The sequence below is a fragment of the Streptomyces sp. NPDC079020 genome (genome assembly GCF_044542225.1).
Classification (GTDB): Bacteria; Actinomycetota; Actinomycetes; order Streptomycetales; family Streptomycetaceae; genus Streptomyces.
The window spans coordinates 37,496-60,022 of record NZ_JBITUB010000023.1; the positions used below are offsets into that span (position 1 = coordinate 37,496).

The window sequence follows — 22,527 nt, forward strand, 5'->3', positions numbered from 1 at the left end:
GCCTCGCCCGGGGGGGGGGCTTCCCCCTCCCGGCCCCCCGCGCCCGCCCCCACCCGCCCCCCCCCCTCCCGCACCTGCCCTGCCCCCGCCCCGCCCCGGGGGGGGGGCCCCCCCCCGGGGGGGGCGCCGCCCCCACGGCATGTCCGGGCGGCATCAACGACGCAGTGAATTGAGGGATCCGTTGTGAGTACGCCGATTTCGTCCTACGACTTCGACACCGTCGTCGACCGCCGCGGCACTTGGTGCGTCCAGTGGGACGGGGCCGCCGACCGGTTCGGGGTGGACGGGCTGCTGCCGTTCACCATCTCGGACATGGACTTCGAGACGGCTCCCGCGGTGCTGGCCGCCCTGCGGGCCAGGCTCGGACACGGGGTGTTCGGCTACACCGACTGGGAGCAGGACGACTTCCTGTCGGCGATAGCCCACTGGTACGCGACCCGCTACGGCACCGCGATCGACACCGGGCAGCTGGTCTACGGCCCCTCGGTGCTCAGCCAGCTCTCGCAGCTGCTGCAGATGTGGACCGGCGAGGGCGACGGGGTCGTCGTCCACACCCCCACGTACGACGGTTTCCGCAAGGCCGTGACGGGGCTCGGGCGGGAGCTGCGGGGGGTACCGGTGGGGGACGCGGAGGCCCTGGAGCGGGAGCTGGCCCGGGAGGACGCCAAGGTCCTCGTGCTGTGTTCGCCGCACAATCCGACCGGGCGGGTGTGGACGGAGGCCGAGCTGGAGGCGATGGCGGCGTCGGCCCGGCGGCACGGGGTGGCCGTGATCAGCGACGAGATACACGCGGACTTCGTGCACGACGGATACCGGCATGTGCCGTGGACGCGGGTGGCGGGCGACGGGCGATGGGCGCTCGTCACCTCCGCGTCGAAGGCCTTCAACTTCCCGGCGCTGACGGGCTCGTACGGGATCATCGCCGACCCGGCCGACCGGGCGGAGTTCCTGCGCCGGATGCGGACGGCGGAAGGTCTCGCCTCCCCCGCCGTACTGTCGCTGACCGCGCACATCGCCGCCTACCGCGACGGCGGCGAGTGGCTGGACGCCGTACGCGCGTATGTGGCCGGGAACCTGGCACTGGTCGCCGAGCGGCTGAACACGGCCTTCCCCGAGCTGGGCTGGGAGCCGCCGCAGGCGGGCTATCTGGCCTGGATCGACCTGCGTCCGCTGGGGATGTCCGAGGAGCCGCTGCAGCGGGCGCTGATCGAGCGCGAGAAGGTCGCGATCATGCCGGGCGGGGTGTACGGGGCGGAAGGGTTCCTCCGGCTGAACGTGGGGTGCCCGCGGAGCAAGGTGGAGGCGGGGACGGCGGCGCTGGTGCGGGCCGTGAGGTCGCTGCGGTAGGGGGCGCGCGCGGGGTCCCCGGGCCCCTGTGGGAACGCCTCCGGGCGCCGGGCGGGTGCGTCGGCTCCGGCCGCTTCCCGATGGCCGTCGGGGCGTGGAGCGGGGATGCTGCTCATATGTCTGATGCCGGTACGGGGAGCATCCGCGTCGCCTCGCCCACCGGGCGGTGGGTCGTCCTGACCACCGTCCTCGGCTCCAGCATGGCGATGCTGGACTCCACGGTCATCAATGTCGCCCTGCCCCGTATCGGCGAGGACCTCGGCACCGATCTGGCCGCGCTGCAGTGGACCGTCAACGCGTACATGCTCACTCTCGCCGGGCTGATCCTGCTCGGCGGGGCGCTCGGGGACCGGTACGGGCGGCGGCGGGTCTTCGTCGTCGGGGTCGTGTGGTTCGCGCTCGCCTCGCTGCTCTGCGGGCTCGCGCCGAACGCCGCGGTGCTGATCGCCGCGCGGGCCCTCCAGGGGGTCGGCGGGGCGCTGCTCACTCCGGGGTCGCTGGCCCTCATCCAGGCGAGCTTCCACCCGGACGACCGGGCCCGTGCCGTCGGCCTGTGGTCGGGGCTCGGCGGGGTCGGGGCGGCCGTCGGGCCGTTCGTCGGCGGCTGGCTCGTGGACGGGCCCGGCTGGCGGTGGGTGTTCCTGCTCAATCTCCCGCTCGCCGCGATCTGTGCGCCCGTCGCGCTGCGTCATGTGCCGGAGTCCCGGGACCCGGCGGCGCACGGCCGGTTCGACGTGCTGGGGGCCGTCCTGGCGGCGCTCGCGCTGGCCGGGGTGACGTATGCGCTGATCGAGGCGCCGGGGCGGGGCGCCTCGCCGCTGGTCATCGGGTCGGCCGTCGGCGGGGTGCTGCTGGGGGCGGCGTTCGTGCGGGTGGAGCGGCGGCGCCCGGATCCGATGCTGCCGCTGTCCATCTTCTCCTCCCGGCTGTTCACTGCGGTCAATGTCGTGACGCTCTGTGTGTACGCGGCCCTCGGCGGCTTCTTCTTCCTCTCCGCGATCCAGCTCCAGGTGGTCGCCGGGTACTCGGCCCTGGGCGCGGGCACCGCGCTGCTGCCGACCACCGTGCTGATGCTGCTGTTCTCCGCGTCGGCGGGGGACCTGGGCCGGCGCATCGGACCGCGCATCCCGCTCACTGTCGGCCCGCTGCTGGCCGCCGCCGGGATGCTCCTGATGCTGCGGGTCGGCCCCGGGGCCTCCGTGGGCTCGTACCTGGGCGAGGTGCTGCCCGCCGTCCTGGTGCTCGGCCTGGGCATGGTCACCTTCGTCGCACCGCTCACCGCGACCGTCCTGGGCGCCGTGGACGCGGGGCGGGCGGGGCTGGCCAGCGGCATCAACAACGCGGCGGCCCGTGCCGCCGGGCTGATCGCCGTCGCGGCGCTGCCGCTGCTCGCGGGCATGGGCCCGGAGGCGTACCGGGACGCGGACGAGTTCGCCGCGACCTTCCGCCGGGCCATGCCGATGTGCGCCGGGCTGCTGGTCGCCGGGGCGGCGGTCGCCTGGTGGACGGTGCGCACGGCGCCCGCCGGGGCGCGCGGGACCCGGCCCGAGTGCCAGGTGCACTGCGGAGTCGTCGCGCCGCCCCTGGAGCCGGAGCACGAGCCGCCCGCGCGTGCCGGAGCGTGAACTCGTACGCGGCCCCGCCGGCCCGCCGGGCCAGGCACACTTGATCCCATGTCCATCCACGAGAACCTTCTCGGGGGCCCTGCCCCGACGCATCTGCCCGACGACCCCGAACCCCGTGAGCTGCTCGCGGGCGGCACGCCGCCCGCCGACGTCGCCGCGAAGTACCCCACCTCGTCACTGGCCTGGGCACAGCTCGCCGACGAGGCCTTCGAGGGCGGCCGGGTCGTCGAGTCGTACGCGTACGCCCGTACCGGCTACCACCGAGGCCTCGACGCCCTGCGCCGCGCGGGCTGGAAGGGCCACGGCCCCGTCCCGTTCGAGCACGAGCCGAACCGCGGCTTCCTGCGCGCGCTGCACGCTCTCGCCCGTGCCGCCCAGGCGATCGGCGAGGAGGCGGAGTACGAGCGCTGCGCGACGTTCCTGCGGGATTCCTCGCCGACCGCCGCCGACATCCTGGGCTGAACCGCCCCACCCGTACGCACCACAGGTCACCGGGCCCCGCAGGCCGTACCCACCCGTCTGCGGGGCCCCGCGCCCGTCCGGGGGCGCGGCCGCCCCCGGACACACGGCGCGGTCCCGGTTTAGGATGCCGACAGGGGACCGGAGCTCCACCACCTCACGGAAGGGGCGGACCGCTACCCGGAAGCTCGCGTCGAGGAGACAGAAATGTCGACGAACCACCCCGACCCCGAAGCCACCGGTGCGCAGACCCCGCACCTCGACTTCGCGGGAACGACTCCGTACGAGGACTATGTCCAGGCGGATGTCCTGACCCATCTCCAGCACCTGCGCTCCGACGATCCCGGGGAAATGGTCTTCCTGGTCACCACCCAGGTCATGGAGCTGTGGTTCACGGTCATCGTCCATGAGTGGGAGACCGCGGCACACGCCCTGCGCGAGGACCGCATACCCGTCGCCCGGGACGCCCTGAAGCGCTCGCTGCGCGAACTGGAGGCACTCAACGCCTCCTGGACCCCGCTGGCCGCGCTCACCCCGGGACAGTTCAACTCCTACCGCGGCGCGCTCGGCGAGGGCTCCGGCTTCCAGTCGGCGATGTACCGGCGGATGGAGTTCCTGCTCGGCGACAAGTCCGCGTCCATGCTCGTGCCGCACCGGGGCGCGCCCCGTGTCCACGCCGAGCTGGAGAAGGCGCTGGGCGAGCCCGGCCTGTACGACGAGGTCCTCGCCCTGCTCGCCCGGCGCGGCCACGCCGTGCCGCGGGAGGTGCTCCGCCGCGACCTCACGCAGAAGTACGACCCCTCGCCCGAGGTCGAGGCCGTGTGGACGGAGATCTACGCGGACCCGGAGCGGTACGACGAGCTGGTGCGGCTCGGTGAGCTGCTGACCGACGTCGGCGAACTGGTCTGGCGATGGCGCAACGACCATCTCGTCGCGACCCGGCGGGCGATGGGCTCCAAGACCGGTACCGGCGGCTCCGCCGGGGTGGCCTGGCTGGAGAAGCGCGCCACGAAGAACGTGTTCCCCGAGCTGTGGACGGCGCGCAGCCATGTCTGAGACCACCGACAGCCTCTCCGAGCGGGCCGCCGCGCTCGACGCCGCCGATGAACTCGCGCCCAGGCGCAAGCTGTTCGTCCTCGACGACACCGTCTACCTCGACGGCAACTCGCTGGGCGCGCTGCCGGCCCACGTACCCGCCCGGATGCAGGAGATCCTCACCCGTGAGTGGGGCCGGCTGCGCATCCGGTCCTGGGACGAGAGCGGCTGGTGGACCGCGCCCGAGCGGATCGGTGACCGGATCGCGCCGCTCGTCGGGGCGGCCGCCGGGCAGATCGTGGTGGGCGACTCGACGAGCGTGAACGTCTTCAAGGCCGTCGTCGCCGCGAGCCGTCTCGCGGCGGACGGACGCGACGAGATCCTCGTCGACGCGACGACGTTTCCCACGGACGGGTACATCGCCGAGTCCGCCGCCCGGATGACCGGTCACCGGATCGTCCCCGTCGCGCCCGCCGAGGTGGGCGCCGCGCTCGGCCCCCGTACCGCCGTGGTCCTGCTCAACCACGTCGACTACCGCACCGGAAGGCTCCACGACCTCCCCGGGCTGACCGCCGCGGTGCACGCGGCGGGCGGTCTGGTGGTCTGGGACCTGTGCCACAGCGCGGGCGCGCTGCCGGTCGGCCTGGACGAGCACGGCGTGGACCTGGCCATCGGGTGCACGTACAAGTACCTGAACGGCGGCCCCGGTTCACCCGCCTATCTGTACGTCGCCGAGCGCCACCAGGCCGCCTTCGACTCGCCCCTGCCGGGGTGGACGTCGCATGCCGACCCGTTCGCGATGACCCCCGGGTACGCCGCGGCGGACGGTGCCGTACGGGGCCGGGTCGGGACGCCGGACATCCTCTCCATGCTGGCGCTGGAGGCCTCGCTGGACGTGTGGGACGGGGTCTCCGTGGAGTCCGTGCGGGCCAAGTCCCTCGCGCTGACGGACTTCTTCCTGGAGTGTGTCGCCGCGTACGTTCCGGACGGCCGGGTCGCCCCGGTCACCCCGGTCGCGCACGCGGAGCGCGGCAGCCAGGTCTCGCTGCGCTGCGCGGAGGCGGAGCCGGTGATGCGGGCGCTCATCGGGCGCGGTGTCGTCGGGGACCTGCGGCGGCCGGACGTGCTGCGGTTCGGCTTCACTCCGCTGTACGTGGGGTTCGCCGACGCGGAACGGGCGGCGCGCGTCCTGGCCGAGGTGCTGGCCGAGGTGCCGCAGGGGAAGTGACCGGACGGGGGCGGTCCGGACGGCGCGCGTCCGACTGGTACCGTCCCCGCAGGTCACGCCAGTTGGGCAGATGACCCCGGCACCGTCCGGCCACCGTGCGTGGGAGCCCACTGGCGTCGGTACCACGCACAGGCACACGCACAGGCACACGCACTGGCTCGGGCACACGCACTGGCACAGGCATTGGCACAGGACGGTTGGAGCAGCATGTCGGATTCTGCCGCGCGTGATCGTGACGCCGCCGAGACCGAGTCGGCGTTCGCGCACCCGGTGGTCGCCCCCGATCGGTCCGCCTCCTACGGCAGCCATCCCGACCAGGTGATCGACTTCTACGGTCCGCGCGACGGGCGGACCGGGGCGCCGCTCGTCGTCCTGTTCCACGGCGGGGCCTGGCGGGCCCCCTACGACCGGGCCCATGTGTCGCCGCTCGCGGACTTCCTGGCCCGGCGCGGCTTCGCCGTCGCCAGCGTGGAGTACCGGCGCGGCCGCGAGATCCCGCAGCAGGGCGGCTCGGGGCCGGTCGCGGGCCGGTGGCCCGAGACCTTCGACGACGTCGCCGCCGCGATGGACGCCATGCCGGTGCTGGCGGCCCGGGAGCTTCCGCAGGCCGATGTGCGGCGGACCGTGGTGACCGGGCACTCGGCGGGCGGCCATCTGGCGCTGTGGGCGGCCGCCCGGCACGAACTGCCCGAGGGCTCCCCGTGGCGGCTGCCCGCCCCGCCGCCGCTGCGCGGGGTCGTCGCGCTGGCCCCGATCGCCGACTTCGCGACCGCCGTCGAGCTGGACATCTGCTCCGGGGCCGTCCGTCAACTCCTGGGCGCGGAGGAGGACTTCGCCGAGCGGTTCGCCTGTGCCGATCCGGCCGCGCTGCTGCCGACCGGCATCGCGACGGCCGTGGTGCAGGGCACCGACGACCTGACCGTGCCGCAGGCGGTGTCGGAGGCCTTCGTCGACGCCGCGGCGAAGGCGGGGGAGATGGTGGGGCTGACCCTGCTGGAGGGCGTCGGCCACTTCCCGCTGATCGATCCGTCGGCGGACGCGTGCGCGGTGGTGGCGGAGGAGCTGGCCCAGCTGGCGTGGTGAGCGCGGCCGGCGCGGGCTCCGGTACGCGGGTGGCACGCGGGGCGCCCGTGGTGGGTGCGCCGTGGTTGCGCGGGGCGCCCGCGGCGCGTGTGCGCGGTGGTACGCGGGGACTGCGGCGGGGCGCCTGATGCCCTCGCGTAGTACTTGAGGGGGACGGTCCAGGATCCGCATCGGTGCTGACGACCCGCGCCCCGCCGCCCCCTACCGTGGAGGCGTGACCGAGACCCATACGAACACCAGAAGCCCGGAGCTGCGGGTGGCCTCAGGCGCGATCGCGGGCCTGCGGCAGGACCTCTTCCACGACGCGTTCGCCTACCGCCCGATGGGCCCGAGGAGCGGTGAGGGGCGGATCTTCCGGCTGGTGCCCGCGCGGCTGCGGCAGTACGCCGTCTGGACCCCGCACGGCCTGGTGCTGCTGGCGGCATTCATCACGGCGATGCTGGGCCTCGACACATGGGACCACCAGTTCGTCGTCGCCGCGCTGCCCGCGATTCCGGTCGCGCTGAGCCTGGTCAGGCCGGTCGCCGCGTTCTGGGTGTCGATGGTCTTCTCCCTGATCGCCGCCATGGGGAGCGGCGACGGGCTGTGGGGGCAGGCCAGCTTCTTCTCGCACCTGGTGGTGCTGGTGGTCGTGGCGGCCAGGACCCGGCCGCGTACCGCCGCCTGGATGTGGGCGCTGACCGTGCTGTTCGGCATGCTGGTGTCGGGCGTCGGGCCCATGCGGGACTCCTCCGGCGCCGAGCAGATGTTCGTGCTCTCCTCCCTGGCGCTGCTCGTGGTGAGCATGATCCAGGTGCGGCGCGACGCCGAGCACGAAGTGACCGTGCAGCGCACCGTCACCGCCGTCGAGCGCGACCGGCGCACGCTGCTGGAGGAGCGCACCACCATCGCCCGTGAGCTGCACGACGTCGTGGCGCACCACATGTCGGTCGTGGCGATCCAGGCGGAGGCCGCGCCCTACCGGGTGGAGAACCCGCCGCCCGAGCTGGAGCAGGCGTTCGTCACCATCCGGGAGAACGCGGTGGCCGCCCTCACCGAGCTGCGCCGGGTGCTCGGAGTGGTCCGTGCCGACGACTACGAGGCGCCGGACGCCCCGCAGCCCACCCTCGACGCGCTCGACGGCCTACTCGCCAATGTGCGGGAGGCGGGTCTGGAGTCGGAGAAGACGATCACGGGCGCGGTGCGCGAACTGCCGCAGGGCGTCGAGCTGTCGGCGTACCGGATCATTCAGGAGGCCCTCAGCAACACCCTGCGGCACGCCCCGGGGGCCACGGCCCGGGTCGAGCTCGGCTATGTCCTCGGCGGCCTCGGACTGCGTGTGGTCAACGGGCCGCCGACCGGGCTGGTGAAGCCGTCGCCGGGGGCCGGGCACGGGATCACCGGGATGCGGGAGCGGGTGGCGATGCTGAACGGGGAGATGACCGCCGGGGCGACCGGCGACGGCGGGTACGAGATCGCCGCGTTCATCCCCGTGCAGTCGGCGCACGACGACGCCCGTGACGACCACGACGCCCGCGCGGCACGGGACGCGGAGAGTGGCCGGGACAGGGACGGCACAGGGCGGGGCGAGGGCGCGTGAACGACATCCGGGTCCTGATCGTCGATGACCAGATGATGGTGCGCGAGGGCTTCTCCGTGCTGCTCAACGCGATGCCGGGGATCGAGGTCGCCGGTGAGGCGGTCGACGGCCGGCAGGCACTCGCGCAGGTCGCGGCCCTGCGCCCCGATGTGGTGCTGATGGACATCCGGATGCCCGTGATGAACGGCATCGAGGCGACCCGCGAGATCGTGGCGCGGGACGCGGACGCGAAGGTGCTGGTGCTCACGACGTTCGACCTCGACGAGTACGTGTACCAGGCACTGCGGGCCGGGGCCTCCGGTTTCCTGCTCAAGGACGCCTCCGCGCGGCAGCTGGCCGACGGCGTACGGGTGGTGGCGTCGGGGGAGGCGCTGCTCGCGCCGACGGTGACGCGGCGGCTGATCACCGAGTTCTCGAAGCTCGCCGAGACCCCCCGGCCGCCAGCCCTCGCCCGGATCGGCGACCTCACGGAACGCGAGACGGAGGTGCTGGTGCTCATCGCGCAGGGCCTGTCGAACGCGGAGATCGCCTCGCATCTGGTGGTCGCCGAATCCACCATCAAGACGCATGTGAGCCGCATCCTGGTGAAGCTCGGGCTGCGCGACCGGACCCAGGCGGCGGTGTTCGCGTACGAGGCCCGGCTGGTCACGCCCGGTTAGCGCGGGCCGGCGGCACCGGGGCGGTCCTCTTGCGCCGGCGGCCGGTGCCGGTAGCGTCGGGTCATGCACGTGTCCTTCGATCCCTGGTCCCCGGCGTTCGTCGCCGACCCGTATCCCACCTACGCGGCCCTGCGCGCCGGTGGGCGGGCGCACTACTTCGAGCCGACCCGGCAGTGGTTGATCCCGCACTACGCCGATGTGTCCGGCCTGCTGCGTGACCGGCGGCTGGGCCGCACGTATCTGCACCGCTTCACCCACGAGGAGTTCGGCCGCACGGCGCCGCCCGCCGCGCACGAGCCGTTCACCGTCCTCAACGGGCAGGGCCTGCTCGACCTGGAGGCCCCGGACCACACCCGTATCCGGCGGCTGGTCTCCAAGGCGTTCACCCCGCGTACGGTCGAGCGGCTCGCGCCGACCGTACGGCGGCTGGCGGCCGAGCTGGTGGACGCGTTCGTCGCGGAGGGCGGCGGCGACCTCCTCGCGGCCGTCGCCGAGCCGCTGCCGGTCGCCGTCATCGCCGAGATGCTGGGCGTTCCGGAGTCCGACCGGGCGCTGCTGCGGCCCTGGTCGGCGGCGATCTGCGGGATGTACGAGCTGAACCCGTCCGAGGAGACCGCGCGGGCCGCCGTCCGTGCCTCGGCCGACTTCTCCGCGTATCTGCGCGCCCTGATCGCCGAGCGGCGCGGGAAGCCCGGGGACGATCTGATCTCCGCGCTCATCGCCGCCCATGACGAGGGGGAGCGGCTCAGCGAGCAGGAGATGATCTCCACCTGTGTGCTGCTGCTGAACGCGGGCCACGAGGCGACGGTCAACACCACCGTCAACGGCTGGCGCACCCTCTTCCGGCACCCGCACCAGCTGGAGGCGCTGCGCGCCGACCACGGGATGCTGCCCACGGCCGTGGAGGAACTGCTCCGGTACGACACCCCGTTGCAGCTGTTCGAGCGCTGGGTGCTGGACGACATCGAGATCGACGGCACGGTGATTCCGCGCGGCTCGGAGGTGGCGCTGCTGTTCGGCTCGGCCAACCGGGACCCGGAGCGGTTCGCCCGGCCGGACGAGCTGGATCTGTCCCGGCCGGACAACCCGCACATCAGCCTGGGCGCGGGCATCCACTACTGCCTCGGGGCGCCGCTGGCCCGCGTGGAGCTCGCCGCGTCCTTCGGTGAGCTGCTGCGCAGGGCGCCGGAGATGCGGCTGGCGGCGGAGCCGGAGTGGAACCCCGGATTCGTCATCCGGGGGCTGAAGGAGCTGCGCGTGGAGCTGTGAGCGGCGCGGCCGGAACCGGCGGGGGCCGTAGCGGGATCAGCGGGGCTCGTACCCGGGGCCGGCGGGGCTCGTACCCGGGCTCAGCAGGGGGCGTAGCAGTCCGGGAGCGGCGGCGGGGCCAGGACGTCGAGGCCGAAGCCGAAGGCGGTGAGCGCCGCGACGGTCCCGGCCAGCCGCAGCGCGGCGCGCCGGCGCTTTCGGGCGGCGGCGAAGAGCGCGAGCGCGACGGCGATTCCGCCGAGGGGCATGACGGGCAGACCGAGCCGGAGCACGGTCCGGTTGACCGCGCCCTCGAAGCCGCCGAACAGTCCGGCCCTGCCGTACGGGGTCCAGACAGCGAGCCCCGCGATGGCACCCAGCGCGGCGGCCAGGCAGCCGGCCGTCCCGGTGACGGCCTCTCGTCGAGTGTCCATCCCGGAGGGACGCGCCGGGCGGCGTGCCCGGTTCCGGTACGCCCCGGGACTCTCCCGGGGCGCGGGCGCGTCCGGCCGGTGTGTCAGGCGAGCAGGGTGCGGTACCAGTCGGCGGCGGCGGCCAGCCCGGCGAGGGGGCCGGGACCGGGGTCCACTCCGGCGCGCTCCCAGATCGCGTCGGAGCGGTACCAGTGGTCCTGGGCGAGCAGATGGAACTGCCGTTCGCTCACGGCTCCCGGGCGGGCGGCGTGCTCCTTGAGGCAGCGCTCCCAGGACAGGTCCTCGTCGGCGGGGGCGGGGACGATGCCGTGCCCGGCGAGGGCCGTGACCAGGTCGCCGATCCGTACCGGCCGGGGGTGTGCCGCGTGGAACACCGAGGGCCCCGGGGGCCTCGGGGTCAGTGCGACGGCGGTGATCAGCCGCGCCAGGTCGGGTGCGTCCACGACCGACAGTGACGCGGCGCCGCCGTCCCACCGGCCGGGTACCCGTTCCAGCAGGTCGGCCAGCGCGGGCACGACCCAGCGGTCGCCCGCCCCCAGGACCAGCCCGGCGCGGAGCACCACCGCTCCGGCCCGCAGCGCGTGCTGTTCGCCCGCGAGCCGGGTGGCGCTGGCGGCCGACACGGGAGCGGGCGTGAGTCCGGTGATGTCCTGGCCGGTGTGCGGCCCCCGGCCGTAGACGGCCGTGGTGGACAGCTGGACGACGCGTGGCGTCCCGGCCCGGACCGCTTCCGCCATCAGGGCGCCGGTGCCCGTCTCGTTCACCGCGCGGCAGCTCTCCTCGGTCCCGGAGACCTTGGACGCGAGGTGGATCAGTACGTCGGCGTCCTCGCAGATCCCGTGCAGCGAGCCGGCGTCGGTGAGTTCGGCCGGAATCCACTCCACGCCGGGCAGGCCGTCGGGAGCGGGCCGCCGTCCGGCGAGGCGGACGCTCACCCCGTCGCGGGCGGCCAGTTCCCCGATGACGTGTGTGCCGATGAATCCCGTGCCACCGGTGACGACGATCCGGGTGCTGCTCATCCCGCACTCGTGACGGGCTCGCCGTTCAGGTCGAGTGCGGCGAGGGTCTCCGCGGTGGCGATGCCGGGCAGCAGGAAGCGCCACAGGGTCATGATGCGCGGTGTCAGGTCCGAGCGGCCCGTCGTTATCTCCGACATCAGCTGCGTCCCGGTGTACGCGCCGACCAGGGTCAGCGAGAAGCTCTCCTCGTCGACCTCCGGCCGGAGTTCGCCCGCCTCGCGGGCCACCACCAGCTCCTTGTGGAAGAGCGCCGCCCACCAGGCGTAGATCGAGTCGTCGTTCCGGGCCGGGCCCCCGGGGTCCACGGCGAGCCGTACCCCGGCGCGCAGCAGGACGTTGCTCTGCATCTCCACGGCCAGCATGAGGGTGATGTTCACCAGCTGTTGCAACCCGCGCGGTTCCGGCGGGAGTACGAGGTCGGCCGCCTGCTCCAGCATGACGGCGTGGGCCAGTTCCTCCTTCGACCGGAAGTGGAAGTACATGGCGCCCTGCGTCATGCCCGCGCGGGCGAGGATCTTGTTGGTGCCCGCTCCGTAGTACCCGTTCTCGTCGAAACACTCGGCTGCGGCCTTGAGGAGAGCCCTCCGGGTGCGGATGGCTCGTTCCTGCGGTTGCTTGGACTTCATCTGGATGACCCATGCTTTCTCGACAAACAAACAGACCTCCCTCTATGTTAATGAAATGATGATCGCCGCTCAACTAGGCGGCGACGGTTCTTACTCGGAGGGGGGCGGTCCTCGTGCCCGCACACGACGCTGCCGGAAACTGCATCCTCGATCCAGTCATCGACCAAGTGCCGCAGCACTACGTCCACAAGTCGAACGCCGCCGAGGTCTACCTCGCGGAATGGACCAGGACGGGCCCCGACGCGTTTCGCATCGCCGCGAACTGGCCGTCCACACACACCTTCTACCGCGCGGGGCCGGCTTTCGACCCGCTGTTGCTCTGCGAGACGATCCGTCAGACCTTCCCGCTGCTGAGCCATGCCGCGTACGAGGTGCCGCTCGGGCATCAGCTCATATGGGAGCACTTCGCCTATCAGATCGACAGCGCCGCGTACGGTGCCGATCCCGGCCATCAGGTCGAACTCCAGGTCGAGTGCTTCGATCTGGTCTACCGGGGGAACCGGCCCGCCGCCCTTTCCCTGCGCATGGTCATCACCCGGGGCGGGGTCCGTGTGGCCACGGCGCAGACCCGGTTCACCACGCACACCGCGGGGGTCTACCGGCGGCTGCGCGGTGACCGGGCCGACGCGTCCGCGGTGATGGCCCGTTCCGTGCCCGTCCCGATACCGGCCGCCGCCGAGGACGTACGGCGTTCCCGTGCGGACGATGTCGTGATCGGCGCCGGTGGTTCCGGTGGTCGCGGCGGCTCCGGCGGCTTCGGCGGCTTCGGCGTCCAGGGCGGGGCGGACGGGGGCAGGCGGCTCAGGGTTCCCGTCCCGCACCCCATCTACTTCGACCACCCCGTGGACCATGTGCCGGGGATACTGCTGCTGGAGGCGGCCCACCAGCTGACGTACGACCACGTTCGCGGCAGTGACGCCGGAGCCGAAATAGCCGCCCTGGACTGTGTGTTCACCCGCTACGTGGAGCTGGACGAGTCCTGTGCGCTCAACTCCGGGCCCCTCGGCCCCGACGCCGCGGGCCGCGCCCGGCTCCGCGTCGAGGCCGTGCAGGCGGGACAGGTCGCCTTCGCGGCCACGGTCACGGTCGCCGCGCGTGCTACGGCCGCCGAGACCGGGGCCGACGGACCGGCGGGGGACGGACCGGCGGGGGACGGTAGAGCGGCATGAGACAGCTGCCCGAGGACACACCCCGGACACCCGAAGGCCCCGGCCATGGCAACGGCCCCGGCACCGGCCCCGCAAGGGAGACCGGCCCCGGCACCGGCCCCGGCACCGTTCCCGCCGCGCGCCTCGCGGGCGTGAGCCTGCGCCATCTGCACGCCTTTCTCGCCGTCGCCGACACCCTGAGCTTCACCGACGCCGCCGCCAGGATGTCGAGCAACCAGCCCGCACTGACCCGTTCCATCCGCCGCCTCGAAGAACACATGGGCGTACGCCTCTTCCACCGCACCACCCGGCAGGTCTGTCTGACCCCGGCGGGCGCCACCCTGCGTGAAGAACTCCAGGTGCTGCTGCCCCGCTTCGAGAAGGCACTCTTCCCCCACGGTTCCGCGCCCGGCCTGCGGCTCGGGTTCGCCTGGCTGCGCCCCGACGAGTGGGTCCAAGAAGCCATCCGGCGCTTCGAGGCGGAGACCGGTGCCCGGGTCGAACTGCGGCGCTGCGACGACGCGGGTGCCGGAGTGGGCCGGGCGACCGTCGATGTCGCGATCCTGCGCGGCCGGCTGCGGCGCAGCGGGGTGAAGGAGACACCGCTCGGCACCGAGCGCTATGTCGCCGCGGTGCCGCGCCGGCATCCGCTCGCCGGGCGGGAGCGGGTGGACTGGTTCGAGCTGGCCGAGTACCCCTTGGTGCTCAACGAGGTCACCGGGCCGATCCAGCAGCGGGACTGGGGCATCGCCCGTCGCCCCAGCACCGTCCTGCACTGCCTCAACTTCGACGAGTGCATCGAGTCGGTGGCCGCGGGCAAGGGCATCAGCGTGGTGCCCGACCTCGTGCTCCGGCGCAACGTCCACCCCTCCGTCGCCTTCGTGCCCCTGCGGGGAGGCCCGTCCATCGGTATCTCGCTGATCCAGCCGGTGCAGGGCAGCCATCCCCTGGCCGACCGGTTCGTGCGGGTGGTCCAGCAGGTCCTGGCACCGTCCGGGCGGCGGGGCGGAGCCGCCGAATCCGCCCTGGCGGCCCCGGCGTCGGGGGACTGACCGTGCGGACCGGCACACGCCGCTGATGACACGTGCGGGGTGACCGTCCGGCACGACGGTCACCCCGCACGCCCGTGCCACCCGCGGCTCAGACCCGGCCGGACGCCTTCGGCGTACGGGCGTCCGCGGCACGGGGGTTCACGGCACGGGGGTTCACGGTGTGGTCCGGGACGCCTCCCGCGAGGACCCGCACCACGGCCTCCACCGCGACCCGCCCCGCCCGCTCCTGGGCCTCCGCGGTACCGGCGCCCAGATGCGGGGTGGCGACCACGGAGTCGAAGGCCAACAGGGGGTTGTCCACCGCCGGTTCGATCTCGAAGACATCGAGTGCGGCGCCCGCCACCCGGCCTTCCTTCAGGGCGACGGCGAGCGCGTTCTCGTCGACGATGCCGCCCCGGGCGGTGTTCACCAGCCGGAGGGACGGCTTGGCCAGCCGCAGCTCCCGCTCCCCGATGAGCCCCACGGTCGCGGGGGACTTCGGCAGATGCACCGTGAGGATGTCGCTCTCCGACATCAGCGTGTCCAGACCGACCAGCCGCGCACCCGCGGCATCGGCCCGCGCGGCCGTGATGTACGGGTCGAAGGCGAGGATACGGACCCCGAACGCGGTGAGCCGCTCCGCGACGAGGGTGCCGACATGGCCCAGTCCGGCGATGCCGACCGTGCTGCCGGCCAGTTCCGTGCCCTGGTGCGCGGCCCGTTCCCACCGGCCCGCGCGTAACGCGGAGCCCGCGGGCACGACATGGCGCGTCACTACGATGATCAGGCCCAGCGTCAGTTCGGCCACGCTGAGGACGTTGGACAGGGGCGCGTTGGCGACCAGCACACCGCGTGCGGTGGCCGCCTCCACGTCCACGTTGTCCAGGCCGACGCCGGCCCGCGCGACCACCCGCAGGCGCGGCGCCGCGGCCAGCGCCTCCGCGTCCACCCGCGTACCGCTGCGGATGAGCAGCGCGTCGGCGTTCCGCAGCGCGGCGCGCAGCGCCACCGGATCCCGGCCCTCGCACTGCCTGATCGCGTACTCCGCCAGGGGCTCCAGCGTGCTGAGGGGAAGTGGATCGGCCACGACGACGGGCTCGCGCACGGTGGTCCCTTTCGCGGGGGTACGGGGAGGGGCGGCGGGGTTCGGAGGGGCGGGCGCCTCGCCGGGGGCGCCGTGGCCCGGCGGGCTCACGCGGGTACCCGGGTGAGCGTGCGGGGCAGGTTCTCCCGCTCCCATATGGAGTCCAGCGCGCGGGCGAACCCGACGATCTCGTCATCGCTGTGGTGCGGTGGGGGTGTGACGCGCAGCCGCTCCGAACCCATCGGCACGCTCGGCGCGTTGATGGGCTGGACGTAGCAGCCGTACCGGTCCAGTAGCTGACGGGCGACATTGCGGCACTTGACGGCGTTGCCGACGAGGACGGGCACGATGTGGGCGGCCTCGGACGCCACGGGGATGCCGCTGTCGCGCAGCAGGCCCTGGAGGAGCGCCGCCTTCCGGTGCAGCGCCGACCGCTCCGTCTCCGAGTGCTTGAGATGGCGTACGGCGGCGAGGGCTCCGGCCGCGACGGCGGGAGGCAGCGAGGTGGTGAAGATGAACGCGGAGGCGAAGCTCCGGATCGCGTCGATCGCCGGGGCGGACCCGGCGACATAGCCGCCCGCCGTGCCGAACGCCTTCGCCAGTGTTCCCTGGACGACGTCGAAGTGTGCCGCGAGACCTCGCTCGGCGGCCAGACCGGCACCTCGCGGTCCGTACATGCCCACCGCGTGCACTTCGTCGAGATAGGTGAACGCCCCGTGCTGTGCGGCGAGTTCGGCGATCCGCTCCAGCGGCGCCATGTCGCTCTCCATGGAGTAGATGCTCTCCAGGGCGATGATCTTCGGCAGCGACGGTTCCGTACCGGCCAGCAGCTCTTCCAGATGATCGGTGTCGTTGTGCCGGAAGACGTGCTTCTCGGCGCCGCTGTGCCGGATACCGGCGATCATCGAGGCGTGGTTGAGGGCGTCCGAGAACACGACGCAGCCGGGCAGCCGCCCCGCCAGCACCGTCAGCGCGGCGTCGTTCGCCGAGTAGCCGGAGGGAAAGATGAGTGCCGACTCCATGCCGTGGAGCTCGGCCAACTCCTCCTCCAGCACCACATGGTGACGGTTGTTTCCGGAGATGTTGCGCGAGCCGCCGCTGCCGGCGCCCGCCTCGTCCACGGCCCTCTTCATGGCGGCCAGGACGAGCGGGTGCTGCCCCATCCCGAGGTAATCGTTGCTGCACCACACGCTGATCCGCCTGCCGTCACCGGGCCCGTACTTCAGTGCGGCGGGGAAGGAGCCGGCGCGGCGCTCGATCTCCAGGAACGTGCGGTATCCGCCCTGTTCCTTGAGAGTGTCAATCTCGGACGTGAAGAATTCATCGTAATGAAACATTGATCCTCCGGTGAACTCGGCTTTCCGGATCTGGCGCCAGGAATGTATAAGGCATCCCCCGGTGCAGGGAAATGTCGAATCCGCGGGGTCATGGCAGGACCGCATAAACCGAGGTCGGAGCGGTGCCGGGAACACTTATTCCGAAAGTGCATAGACGGTGGAGCGGACCCATTTCTCATGCCGCGGATATCGCCCTAGAGTCCCTCGGTATGAGTTCCCAGCAGAAACCGCGGCCGCGGTCGGCCGGCATGGGTGACATAGAAGAACTCGTGCGCCTGCGCGGATATTTGCTCAGCTCCGGGAGCGGTGCCTACGCGGCCCGCACCCCCGTGGCGGACGCCCTCTGGAAGCGCGCCTACCGGGCCTGGCTGAGCCGCGTGCTCGCCGGTGACGGCGGGGGCACCGTGCAGGTGTCGGTGATCGGCCCGGCGCCCGCCCTGCTCGCCTGCGCCGTCGCCGTCGTGGACCAGCGCGCCCCCACCGCCCACTGTCCCAGCGGCAGGTCGGGCTGGGTGCAGACGGTGGTCGTCGACCCGGCGGCGCGCCGGGGCGGACTCGGGGGGCTCGTGATGGACCACGCTCTCGGCTGGCTCCGGGGCGCCGGCGCCGAGGCGGTCGTCCTGCAGACCACCGACGCCGGCTCCCCGCTGTACCGGAAGCTCGGGTTCCGGCCGTCGGGTGAGGAGCTTCTTTCCCTGAGCCTTGGAGGTGCCTGACCCATGAAGGTTCTGATCGTCGGACTCGGATATGCGGGGACGCGTTTTCGCTCCGCCTTCGCCAACACCCGGGTGCCGATGGAATTCTCGTACGTGGGGCGGACACGCAAGGACGTGGACATCCCCTATTTCCCATCCGTTTCCGAAGCGCTGCGCGACGGCCGTCCCGATGTTGTTGTCGTCACCGTGCCCGACACGGCGCACGCGGGCATCCTTGCCGAGCTGGACGGCTATGACGGTTTCGTGGTCGCGGAGAAGCCGCTGGCGATACCGGGGGACGACCTGGCCGCCGTCGGGTCCGCACTCGGCAAGGCGTCAGGATTCTGTCTGGATCTGGTGGAACGCTATTCCGAGGCGTCCCGTTTCCTGCGTACCCATGTTCTGCGGAACGGTCTGGAACTCGTCCGGGCGCACTTCACCTGGGGCAAGGACCGGATCAACGACCACCGCCCCACCAGCGGGGTGCAGAGCGAGATCGTCCATCCGCTGGACCTGGTGCAGTGGATCGCGGGGCGGAGCGGCGAACTCGTTCTGGAATCCGCCCTGGGCACCTGCTCGGACTTCTCCGTCTCGGGCCCCCGGGTGCTCGACAGCGTCGCCCTGTCCGGGACGCTCGGGCCCGGGACCGTCACCGGATACAGCAGCTTCGTGAACATCACGCGCAAGCGCGAGGTCGACTTCGTCTTCCGCGACGCGCAGGGGGACATCCTCTACGCGGCCCTCGTCCTGGACACCCCCGTCTGGGACGCGGACCGGCTGCGCCTGTGGCGCCGTGCCTCCGGGGGCGACGAGGTGATCCATGAGCTCGACACCGGGGACCGGCCGGTGCCCGCGGGCTCCGAGACCGTCGTGAAGCTGGGCCGCATGGCCCTGGACGTCACCGAGTTCGTCGTCCGCGGACGGACCCCGGAGTTCGCCTTTCCCGGCATCGCCGACGCGCTGGCCCTCCAGCACCGGCTGAACGAGATGGACGCGCGGGTACGCCGGGCGCGCCCCGTCACCTACTTCCCGCACGGCCGGACGGTCCTTCAGGAAGCCGACCGGGAGCGGCTGGGCTGACGGAGCCCCCGCATCCCGGACCGCCCCCGCCGGACCGATCCGTACCCGGTACCGCCCCGAACGACCCTGACGACCCGGACCACTTCGGGCGGCGCGCCCCCGCGCCGTCGTCGAGCAAGGAGACAGCCATGTGTGGAATCGCCGGTTGGGTGGACTTCGCCCGCGACGTACGTCGGCAGCAGGAGACGCTGGAGGCCGTGACACGGACGATGGCCTGCCGCGGTCCGGACGCCGAGGGCAGGTGGACGGACGAACACGTGGCCCTCGGCCACCGGCGGCTGTCCATCATCGACCTGGACGGTGGCCGCCAGCCCATGACCGCGGACGCGGACGGGCGCACTCTGGCGTGCCTGACCTACAGCGGTGAGGTCTACAACTTCAGGGAGCTGCGCGCCGAACTGATCTCGCGCGGGCACTCCTTCCGCACGCGCAGCGACACCGAGGTCGTGGTGCGGGGCTACCTCGAATGGGGCGAGGGCGTCGTCGACCGCCTCAACGGCATGTTCGCCTTCGCGCTCTGGGACGTCAGGACGCAGACGCTGCTCCTGGTGCGCGACCGGATGGGCGTCAAGCCGCTCTACTACTACCCGACGCCGGACGGGGTGGTGTTCGGGTCCGAGCCGAAAGCCGTTCTCGGCCATCCCGCGGTGCCCCGGAAGGTCGGGGCCGACGGGCTGCGCGAGGTGCTGGAGATGGTGAAGACGCCTGAACAGGGCATATTCGCAGGGATGTACGAGGTCCGTCCCGGCCAGATCGTGAAGGTGGGGCGCTCCGGGCTGACCAAGCGGGTGTACTGGGCCCTGGAGGCCAGGGAGCACACCGACGACCTGCCCACCACCATCGACACCGTCCGCGGGCTCCTCGAGGACATCGTGGAGCGGCAGATCATCTCGGACGTGCCGCTCTGCTCCCTGCTCTCGGGCGGACTGGACTCCTCCGTCATCACCGCGCTGGCCTCGCAGAAGCTCGCGGCGCGCGGTGACGGCCCGGTGCGCTCCTTCTCCGTCGACTTCGAGGAGCACGGCGCGGGCTTCGTGGTGGACCCGGTGCGCGGCTCCTCGGACGCGCCGTTCGTCCGGGACCTCGTGGAGCACGTCGGCGCCGACCACTCCGAGATCATCATGAACAGCGCCTCGCTGGCCGATCCCGGGCTGCGGGCGAAGGTGCTGGAGGCGCTCGACCTCCCGCCGGCCTACTGGGGCGACATGTGGCCCTCGCTCTACCGGCTCTTCCAGTCCGTGCGGGAGCGGTCGACGGTCGCGCTCTCCGGGGAGTCGGCCGACGAGGTGTTCGGCGGGTACCGGTGGTTCTTCGACAGCGAGGCCGTCGAGGCGGAGACCTTTCCCTGGCTCACCTCGGCGACCGGCAAGTACTTCGACGGCAAGTCGCTCTTCGACCCGGGTCTCATCCAGAAGCTGGGCATGGGCGGCTTCCTGCGGGACAGCTACGCGCAGGCGGTCGCGGAGACACCGGTCCTGGCGGGGGAGAGCGCGACCGAGCGCCGGATGCGCCGGATGGGATACGTGAACCTCACCCGGTTCGTGCAGACCCTGCTGGACCGGAAGGACCGGATGAGCATGGCCGTCGGCCTGGAGGTCCGGGTGCCGTTCTGCGACCACCGGCTCGTGGAGTACGTCTTCAACACGCCGTGGGAGATGAAGTCCTTCGACGGGCGGGAGAAGAGCCTGCTCAGGGCGGCCACGAAGGATCTGCTGCCCGCCTCCATCGTGCAGCGGGTCAAGAGCCCGTACCCCACCACGCAGGACCCGGCCTATGAGATCGGCCTGCGGAACGCGTTCACGGAGGTTCTCGCCGACTCCTCGTCGCCGGTGCTGCCGCTGCTCGACCACGCCGCGGGCCGCGGTCTGCTGGAGCGGCCGGTGGGCGACATGAGCGCCCAGTACGACCGTTCGGGGCTGGAGATGGCGCTGGGGCTCAACTCCTGGCTGTCGGCCTACGGGATCGAACTGGACCTCTGACCTCCGGCGGAACGCCTGCCGTCCGGCGCCCGCCGTCCGGGGCCGCGCCCGCCGATGTCCGGCGCCCGCCGCCGGGGCCGTCCCCGCCCGGCCGCCCATCGATTCAGCGGCTCATCGATTCAGCGGCTCAGCGGCTCAGCGGCTCTGCGGCTCAGCGCCGGGCGTCGGCGGAGGTGTATCCGCATCTGACCGCGAAGCCGAGGAGCTGGTCGAGCAGGCCGGGGAAGCGCGACTCCAGCTCCTCCAGGCGCAGGGAGTTGAAGCAGCGGGTGCCCTCGGACCGTACGTACAGGGTGCCGGCCTCGCGAAGGATCTTGAGGTGGTGGGTCATGGTCGACTTGGCGATGGAGCCGCCGAGCTCGCCCGCGGTCCGCTCCTGTCCGTCCGCGAGCGTGACGGCGATGCCCAGGCGGGTCGCGTCGCTCAGCGCGAAGAGGACGTCGGGCAGACAGACGTCCTCGATGTCCGGGTGGAAGTAGTGGCGCACCCTCCAAGAATCGCACAGCCAATCGTGTGGACACGGTGTCCGATTTTCGCTCCCTCCGGTTGCGCGGCGGTCCCGCACCGGCATGATGTCTGTATGTCCTGCGACTTTCGAACGTTGAGGAACCGGTGAAACTCGTCTACCTGTTGGGCCTCGGAGCGTTCGCGCTCGGCCTGGACGCCTACGTCACAGCGGGTCTGCTGCCGTCCATCGCGGACGACTTCGACTCGTCCGTCTCGGCCACCGGCCAGATGGTCACCGCTTTCACGCTCGCGTACGCCATCGCCTCCCCGATCTTCGCCACTCTGCTGCCCGCCTCCCGCGTGCGGGCCGGGCTGCTGGCCTCACTGGCCGTCTTCGCCCTGGCCAACGCCGCCTCCGCGGTCTCCACCTCGCTGACCTTCCTGCTGGTCGCACGGGCCTTCGCGGGTGTCGGCGCGGGTCTCTACCTGGCTCTCGCCGCGGCGGCCGCGGCGTCCCTGGTCGACCGTGAGCGCCGCGGCAGGGCACTCGCCGTGATCATGGGCGGGATGAGTTCGGGCACCGTCCTCGGTGTCCCCGCGGGTGTCTACATCGCCGAGCACACCAGCTGGCGGGCGACTCTCTGGCTCGTCACCGTCATCGGCGCCGTGTCGTTCATCGGACTCGCCGTCCGGCTGCCGGCGCTGCCCGCCACCGAGTCGGTGACCCTCCGGCAGCGTGCCCAGGTCGTCACCGACCCGCGCGTCGCGTCGATCGTCGGCGTCTCGCTCCTCGCCGCCATCGCCAGCCTCGGTCTGTACACCTACTTCGTGCCCGTCATGGCGACCGGGGCCATGGGCAGCGTCGAGACCATCACCCCCTACCTCTGGGCCTGGGGCATCGGCGGTGTGGTGGGCAGCATTCTGATCGGCTCCCTCGTCGACCGTGTCCGGCGCCCCGCGACGCTGGTCGTCGGCATCCTGGCCATCCTCGTCGTGGCGCTGCTCGCCTTCCGGCTCGCGGCGTCCGTGACCCCGCTGCTGGCGCTGCTGCCCATCGCGGTCTGGGGTGCGGTCGGCTGGGCCCTCCAGGTGCCGCAGCAGAGCGATCTGCTCGCGGCCCGCAGCGAACGCGGCGGTCCTGTCGCCGTCGCGCTCAACGAGTCGGCGCTCTACCTCGGCAGCGCCATCGGCTCGGGCCTCGGTGGCGTGGCCTTCGCCTTCGGCTGGAGCGGATCGGTGCTCCCGCTCTGGGCCGCGGGTTTCGCCGCCGCCGCCCTGCTCCTCCAGCTCACGGCGGTCCGCGCCGCCGCCGCGAAGCACCCCGTGCCCGCCGCCGCCACCGCCGCCCCGGCCGCGGTCTGCGAACGGCAGTGACGGCGGCGGG

21 protein-coding genes are annotated in these 22,527 nt (G+C 72.5%); 15 read left to right on the forward strand and 6 right to left on the reverse strand.

Annotation, left to right across the window (positions count from 1 at the left end; all coding sequences use genetic code 11):
• The first annotated feature begins 183 nt into the window (after nt 1-183).
• The 9 genes from ACIGJO_RS32435 to ACIGJO_RS32475 all read left to right on the forward strand — a co-directional run bounded on the left by ACIGJO_RS32435 (nt 184) and on the right by ACIGJO_RS32475 (nt 10,284).
• Nucleotides 184-1,347 (forward strand): MalY/PatB family protein, encoded by a 1,164-nt coding sequence (locus ACIGJO_RS32435; RefSeq protein WP_399964380.1) that lies wholly within the window; start codon nt 184-186, stop codon nt 1,345-1,347.
• 116 nt (nt 1,348-1,463) lie between these two features.
• Nucleotides 1,464-2,972 carry a DHA2 family efflux MFS transporter permease subunit gene (locus ACIGJO_RS32440; protein ID WP_399964382.1) on the forward strand — a complete coding sequence of 503 codons (1,509 nt, stop codon included), beginning with the start codon at nt 1,464-1,466 and terminating at the stop codon, nt 2,970-2,972.
• Between the two features lie 48 nt (nt 2,973-3,020).
• A complete protein-coding gene (locus ACIGJO_RS32445; protein WP_266922417.1) occupies nt 3,021-3,434 on the forward strand; it encodes a DUF3151 domain-containing protein in 414 nt (137 codons plus the stop codon).
• 204 nt (nt 3,435-3,638) lie between these two features.
• A complete protein-coding gene (locus ACIGJO_RS32450) occupies nt 3,639-4,487 on the forward strand; it encodes a tryptophan 2,3-dioxygenase family protein (protein ID WP_399964385.1) in 849 nt (282 codons plus the stop codon).
• Nucleotides 4,480-5,694, forward strand: a complete 1,215-nt coding sequence (gene kynU / locus ACIGJO_RS32455) for a kynureninase (RefSeq protein WP_399964387.1) — start codon at nt 4,480-4,482, stop codon at nt 5,692-5,694. The genes ACIGJO_RS32450 and kynU overlap by 8 nt, the downstream gene beginning before the upstream one ends.
• A 207-nt stretch (nt 5,695-5,901) precedes the next feature.
• A complete protein-coding gene (locus ACIGJO_RS32460; RefSeq protein WP_399964389.1) occupies nt 5,902-6,777 on the forward strand; it encodes an alpha/beta hydrolase family protein in 876 nt (291 codons plus the stop codon).
• A gap of 214 nt (nt 6,778-6,991) precedes the next feature.
• Nucleotides 6,992-8,356 carry a sensor histidine kinase gene (locus ACIGJO_RS32465; RefSeq protein ID WP_399964391.1) on the forward strand — a complete coding sequence of 455 codons (1,365 nt, stop codon included), beginning with the start codon at nt 6,992-6,994 and terminating at the stop codon, nt 8,354-8,356.
• A gap of 32 nt (nt 8,357-8,388) precedes the next feature.
• The gene (locus tag ACIGJO_RS32470; protein ID WP_399964479.1) at nt 8,389-9,015 is read left to right on the forward strand and encodes a response regulator; all 627 of its coding nucleotides are present in this window, start codon (nt 8,389-8,391) and stop codon (nt 9,013-9,015) included.
• Between the two features lie 63 nt (nt 9,016-9,078).
• Entirely contained in the window at nt 9,079-10,284 is a 1,206-nt protein-coding gene (locus ACIGJO_RS32475; RefSeq protein ID WP_399964393.1) for a cytochrome P450, read from the forward strand.
• An 80-nt stretch (nt 10,285-10,364) separates the two neighbouring features.
• On the opposite strand, the gene ACIGJO_RS32480 is transcribed toward ACIGJO_RS32475, so the two are convergent.
• The 3 genes from ACIGJO_RS32480 to ACIGJO_RS32490 all read right to left on the reverse strand — a co-directional run bounded on the left by ACIGJO_RS32480 (nt 10,365) and on the right by ACIGJO_RS32490 (nt 12,372).
• A complete protein-coding gene (locus tag ACIGJO_RS32480) occupies nt 10,365-10,697 on the reverse strand; it encodes a hypothetical protein (RefSeq protein WP_399964395.1) in 333 nt (110 codons plus the stop codon).
• Between the two features lie 83 nt (nt 10,698-10,780).
• Nucleotides 10,781-11,716: an NAD-dependent epimerase/dehydratase family protein gene (locus ACIGJO_RS32485; protein WP_399964397.1), complete on the reverse strand. Its 936-nt coding sequence runs from the start codon at nt 11,714-11,716 to the stop codon at nt 10,781-10,783.
• On the reverse strand, nt 11,713-12,372 hold the full coding sequence (locus tag ACIGJO_RS32490; RefSeq protein WP_399964399.1) for a ScbR family autoregulator-binding transcription factor: 660 nt from the start codon (nt 12,370-12,372) through the stop codon (nt 11,713-11,715). Before ACIGJO_RS32490 ends, ACIGJO_RS32485 begins: the two co-directional genes overlap by 4 nt.
• 83 nt (nt 12,373-12,455) lie before the next feature.
• Between ACIGJO_RS32490 and ACIGJO_RS32495 the strand changes: the two genes are divergently transcribed.
• Together ACIGJO_RS32495 and ACIGJO_RS32500 are read left to right on the forward strand one after the other, a co-directional pair.
• Entirely contained in the window at nt 12,456-13,511 is a 1,056-nt protein-coding gene (locus tag ACIGJO_RS32495) for a ScbA/BarX family gamma-butyrolactone biosynthesis protein (RefSeq protein WP_399964401.1), read from the forward strand.
• Nucleotides 13,508-14,542 (forward strand): LysR family transcriptional regulator, encoded by a 1,035-nt coding sequence (locus tag ACIGJO_RS32500; RefSeq protein ID WP_399964403.1) that lies wholly within the window; start codon nt 13,508-13,510, stop codon nt 14,540-14,542. Before ACIGJO_RS32495 ends, ACIGJO_RS32500 begins: the two co-directional genes overlap by 4 nt.
• Nucleotides 14,543-14,630: 88 nt before the next feature.
• Here the strand turns inward: ACIGJO_RS32500 and ACIGJO_RS32505 are convergent, their stop codons facing one another.
• Both ACIGJO_RS32505 and hemA read right to left on the reverse strand, forming a co-directional pair.
• Nucleotides 14,631-15,626 carry a hydroxyacid dehydrogenase gene (locus ACIGJO_RS32505; RefSeq protein WP_399964405.1) on the reverse strand — a complete coding sequence of 332 codons (996 nt, stop codon included), beginning with the start codon at nt 15,624-15,626 and terminating at the stop codon, nt 14,631-14,633.
• An 86-nt stretch (nt 15,627-15,712) separates the two neighbouring features.
• Nucleotides 15,713-16,942, reverse strand: coding sequence for a 5-aminolevulinate synthase (gene hemA / locus ACIGJO_RS32510; RefSeq protein ID WP_399964407.1), 1,230 nt, complete (start codon nt 16,940-16,942; stop codon nt 15,713-15,715).
• A gap of 209 nt (nt 16,943-17,151) precedes the next feature.
• Between hemA and ACIGJO_RS32515 the strand changes: the two genes are divergently transcribed.
• The 3 genes from ACIGJO_RS32515 to asnB all read left to right on the forward strand — a co-directional run bounded on the left by ACIGJO_RS32515 (nt 17,152) and on the right by asnB (nt 20,696).
• Nucleotides 17,152-17,658 carry a GNAT family N-acetyltransferase gene (locus ACIGJO_RS32515; protein WP_399964409.1) on the forward strand — a complete coding sequence of 169 codons (507 nt, stop codon included), beginning with the start codon at nt 17,152-17,154 and terminating at the stop codon, nt 17,656-17,658.
• A 3-nt stretch (nt 17,659-17,661) separates the two neighbouring features.
• Nucleotides 17,662-18,717, forward strand: coding sequence for a Gfo/Idh/MocA family oxidoreductase (locus tag ACIGJO_RS32520; RefSeq protein ID WP_399964411.1), 1,056 nt, complete (start codon nt 17,662-17,664; stop codon nt 18,715-18,717).
• 128 nt (nt 18,718-18,845) lie between these two features.
• The gene (gene asnB, locus ACIGJO_RS32525; RefSeq protein ID WP_399964413.1) at nt 18,846-20,696 is read left to right on the forward strand and encodes an asparagine synthase (glutamine-hydrolyzing); all 1,851 of its coding nucleotides are present in this window, start codon (nt 18,846-18,848) and stop codon (nt 20,694-20,696) included.
• Nucleotides 20,697-20,847: 151 nt separating this feature from the next.
• On the opposite strand, the gene ACIGJO_RS32530 is transcribed toward asnB, so the two are convergent.
• The gene (locus tag ACIGJO_RS32530) at nt 20,848-21,183 is read right to left on the reverse strand and encodes a helix-turn-helix transcriptional regulator (protein ID WP_266922433.1); all 336 of its coding nucleotides are present in this window, start codon (nt 21,181-21,183) and stop codon (nt 20,848-20,850) included.
• A 125-nt stretch (nt 21,184-21,308) separates the two neighbouring features.
• Here ACIGJO_RS32530 and ACIGJO_RS32535 point away from each other — a divergent pair, with 125 nt between their 5' ends.
• Nucleotides 21,309-22,517 (forward strand): MFS transporter, encoded by a 1,209-nt coding sequence (locus tag ACIGJO_RS32535; protein ID WP_399964416.1) that lies wholly within the window; start codon nt 21,309-21,311, stop codon nt 22,515-22,517.
• Nucleotides 22,518-22,527: the final 10 nt, after the last annotated feature.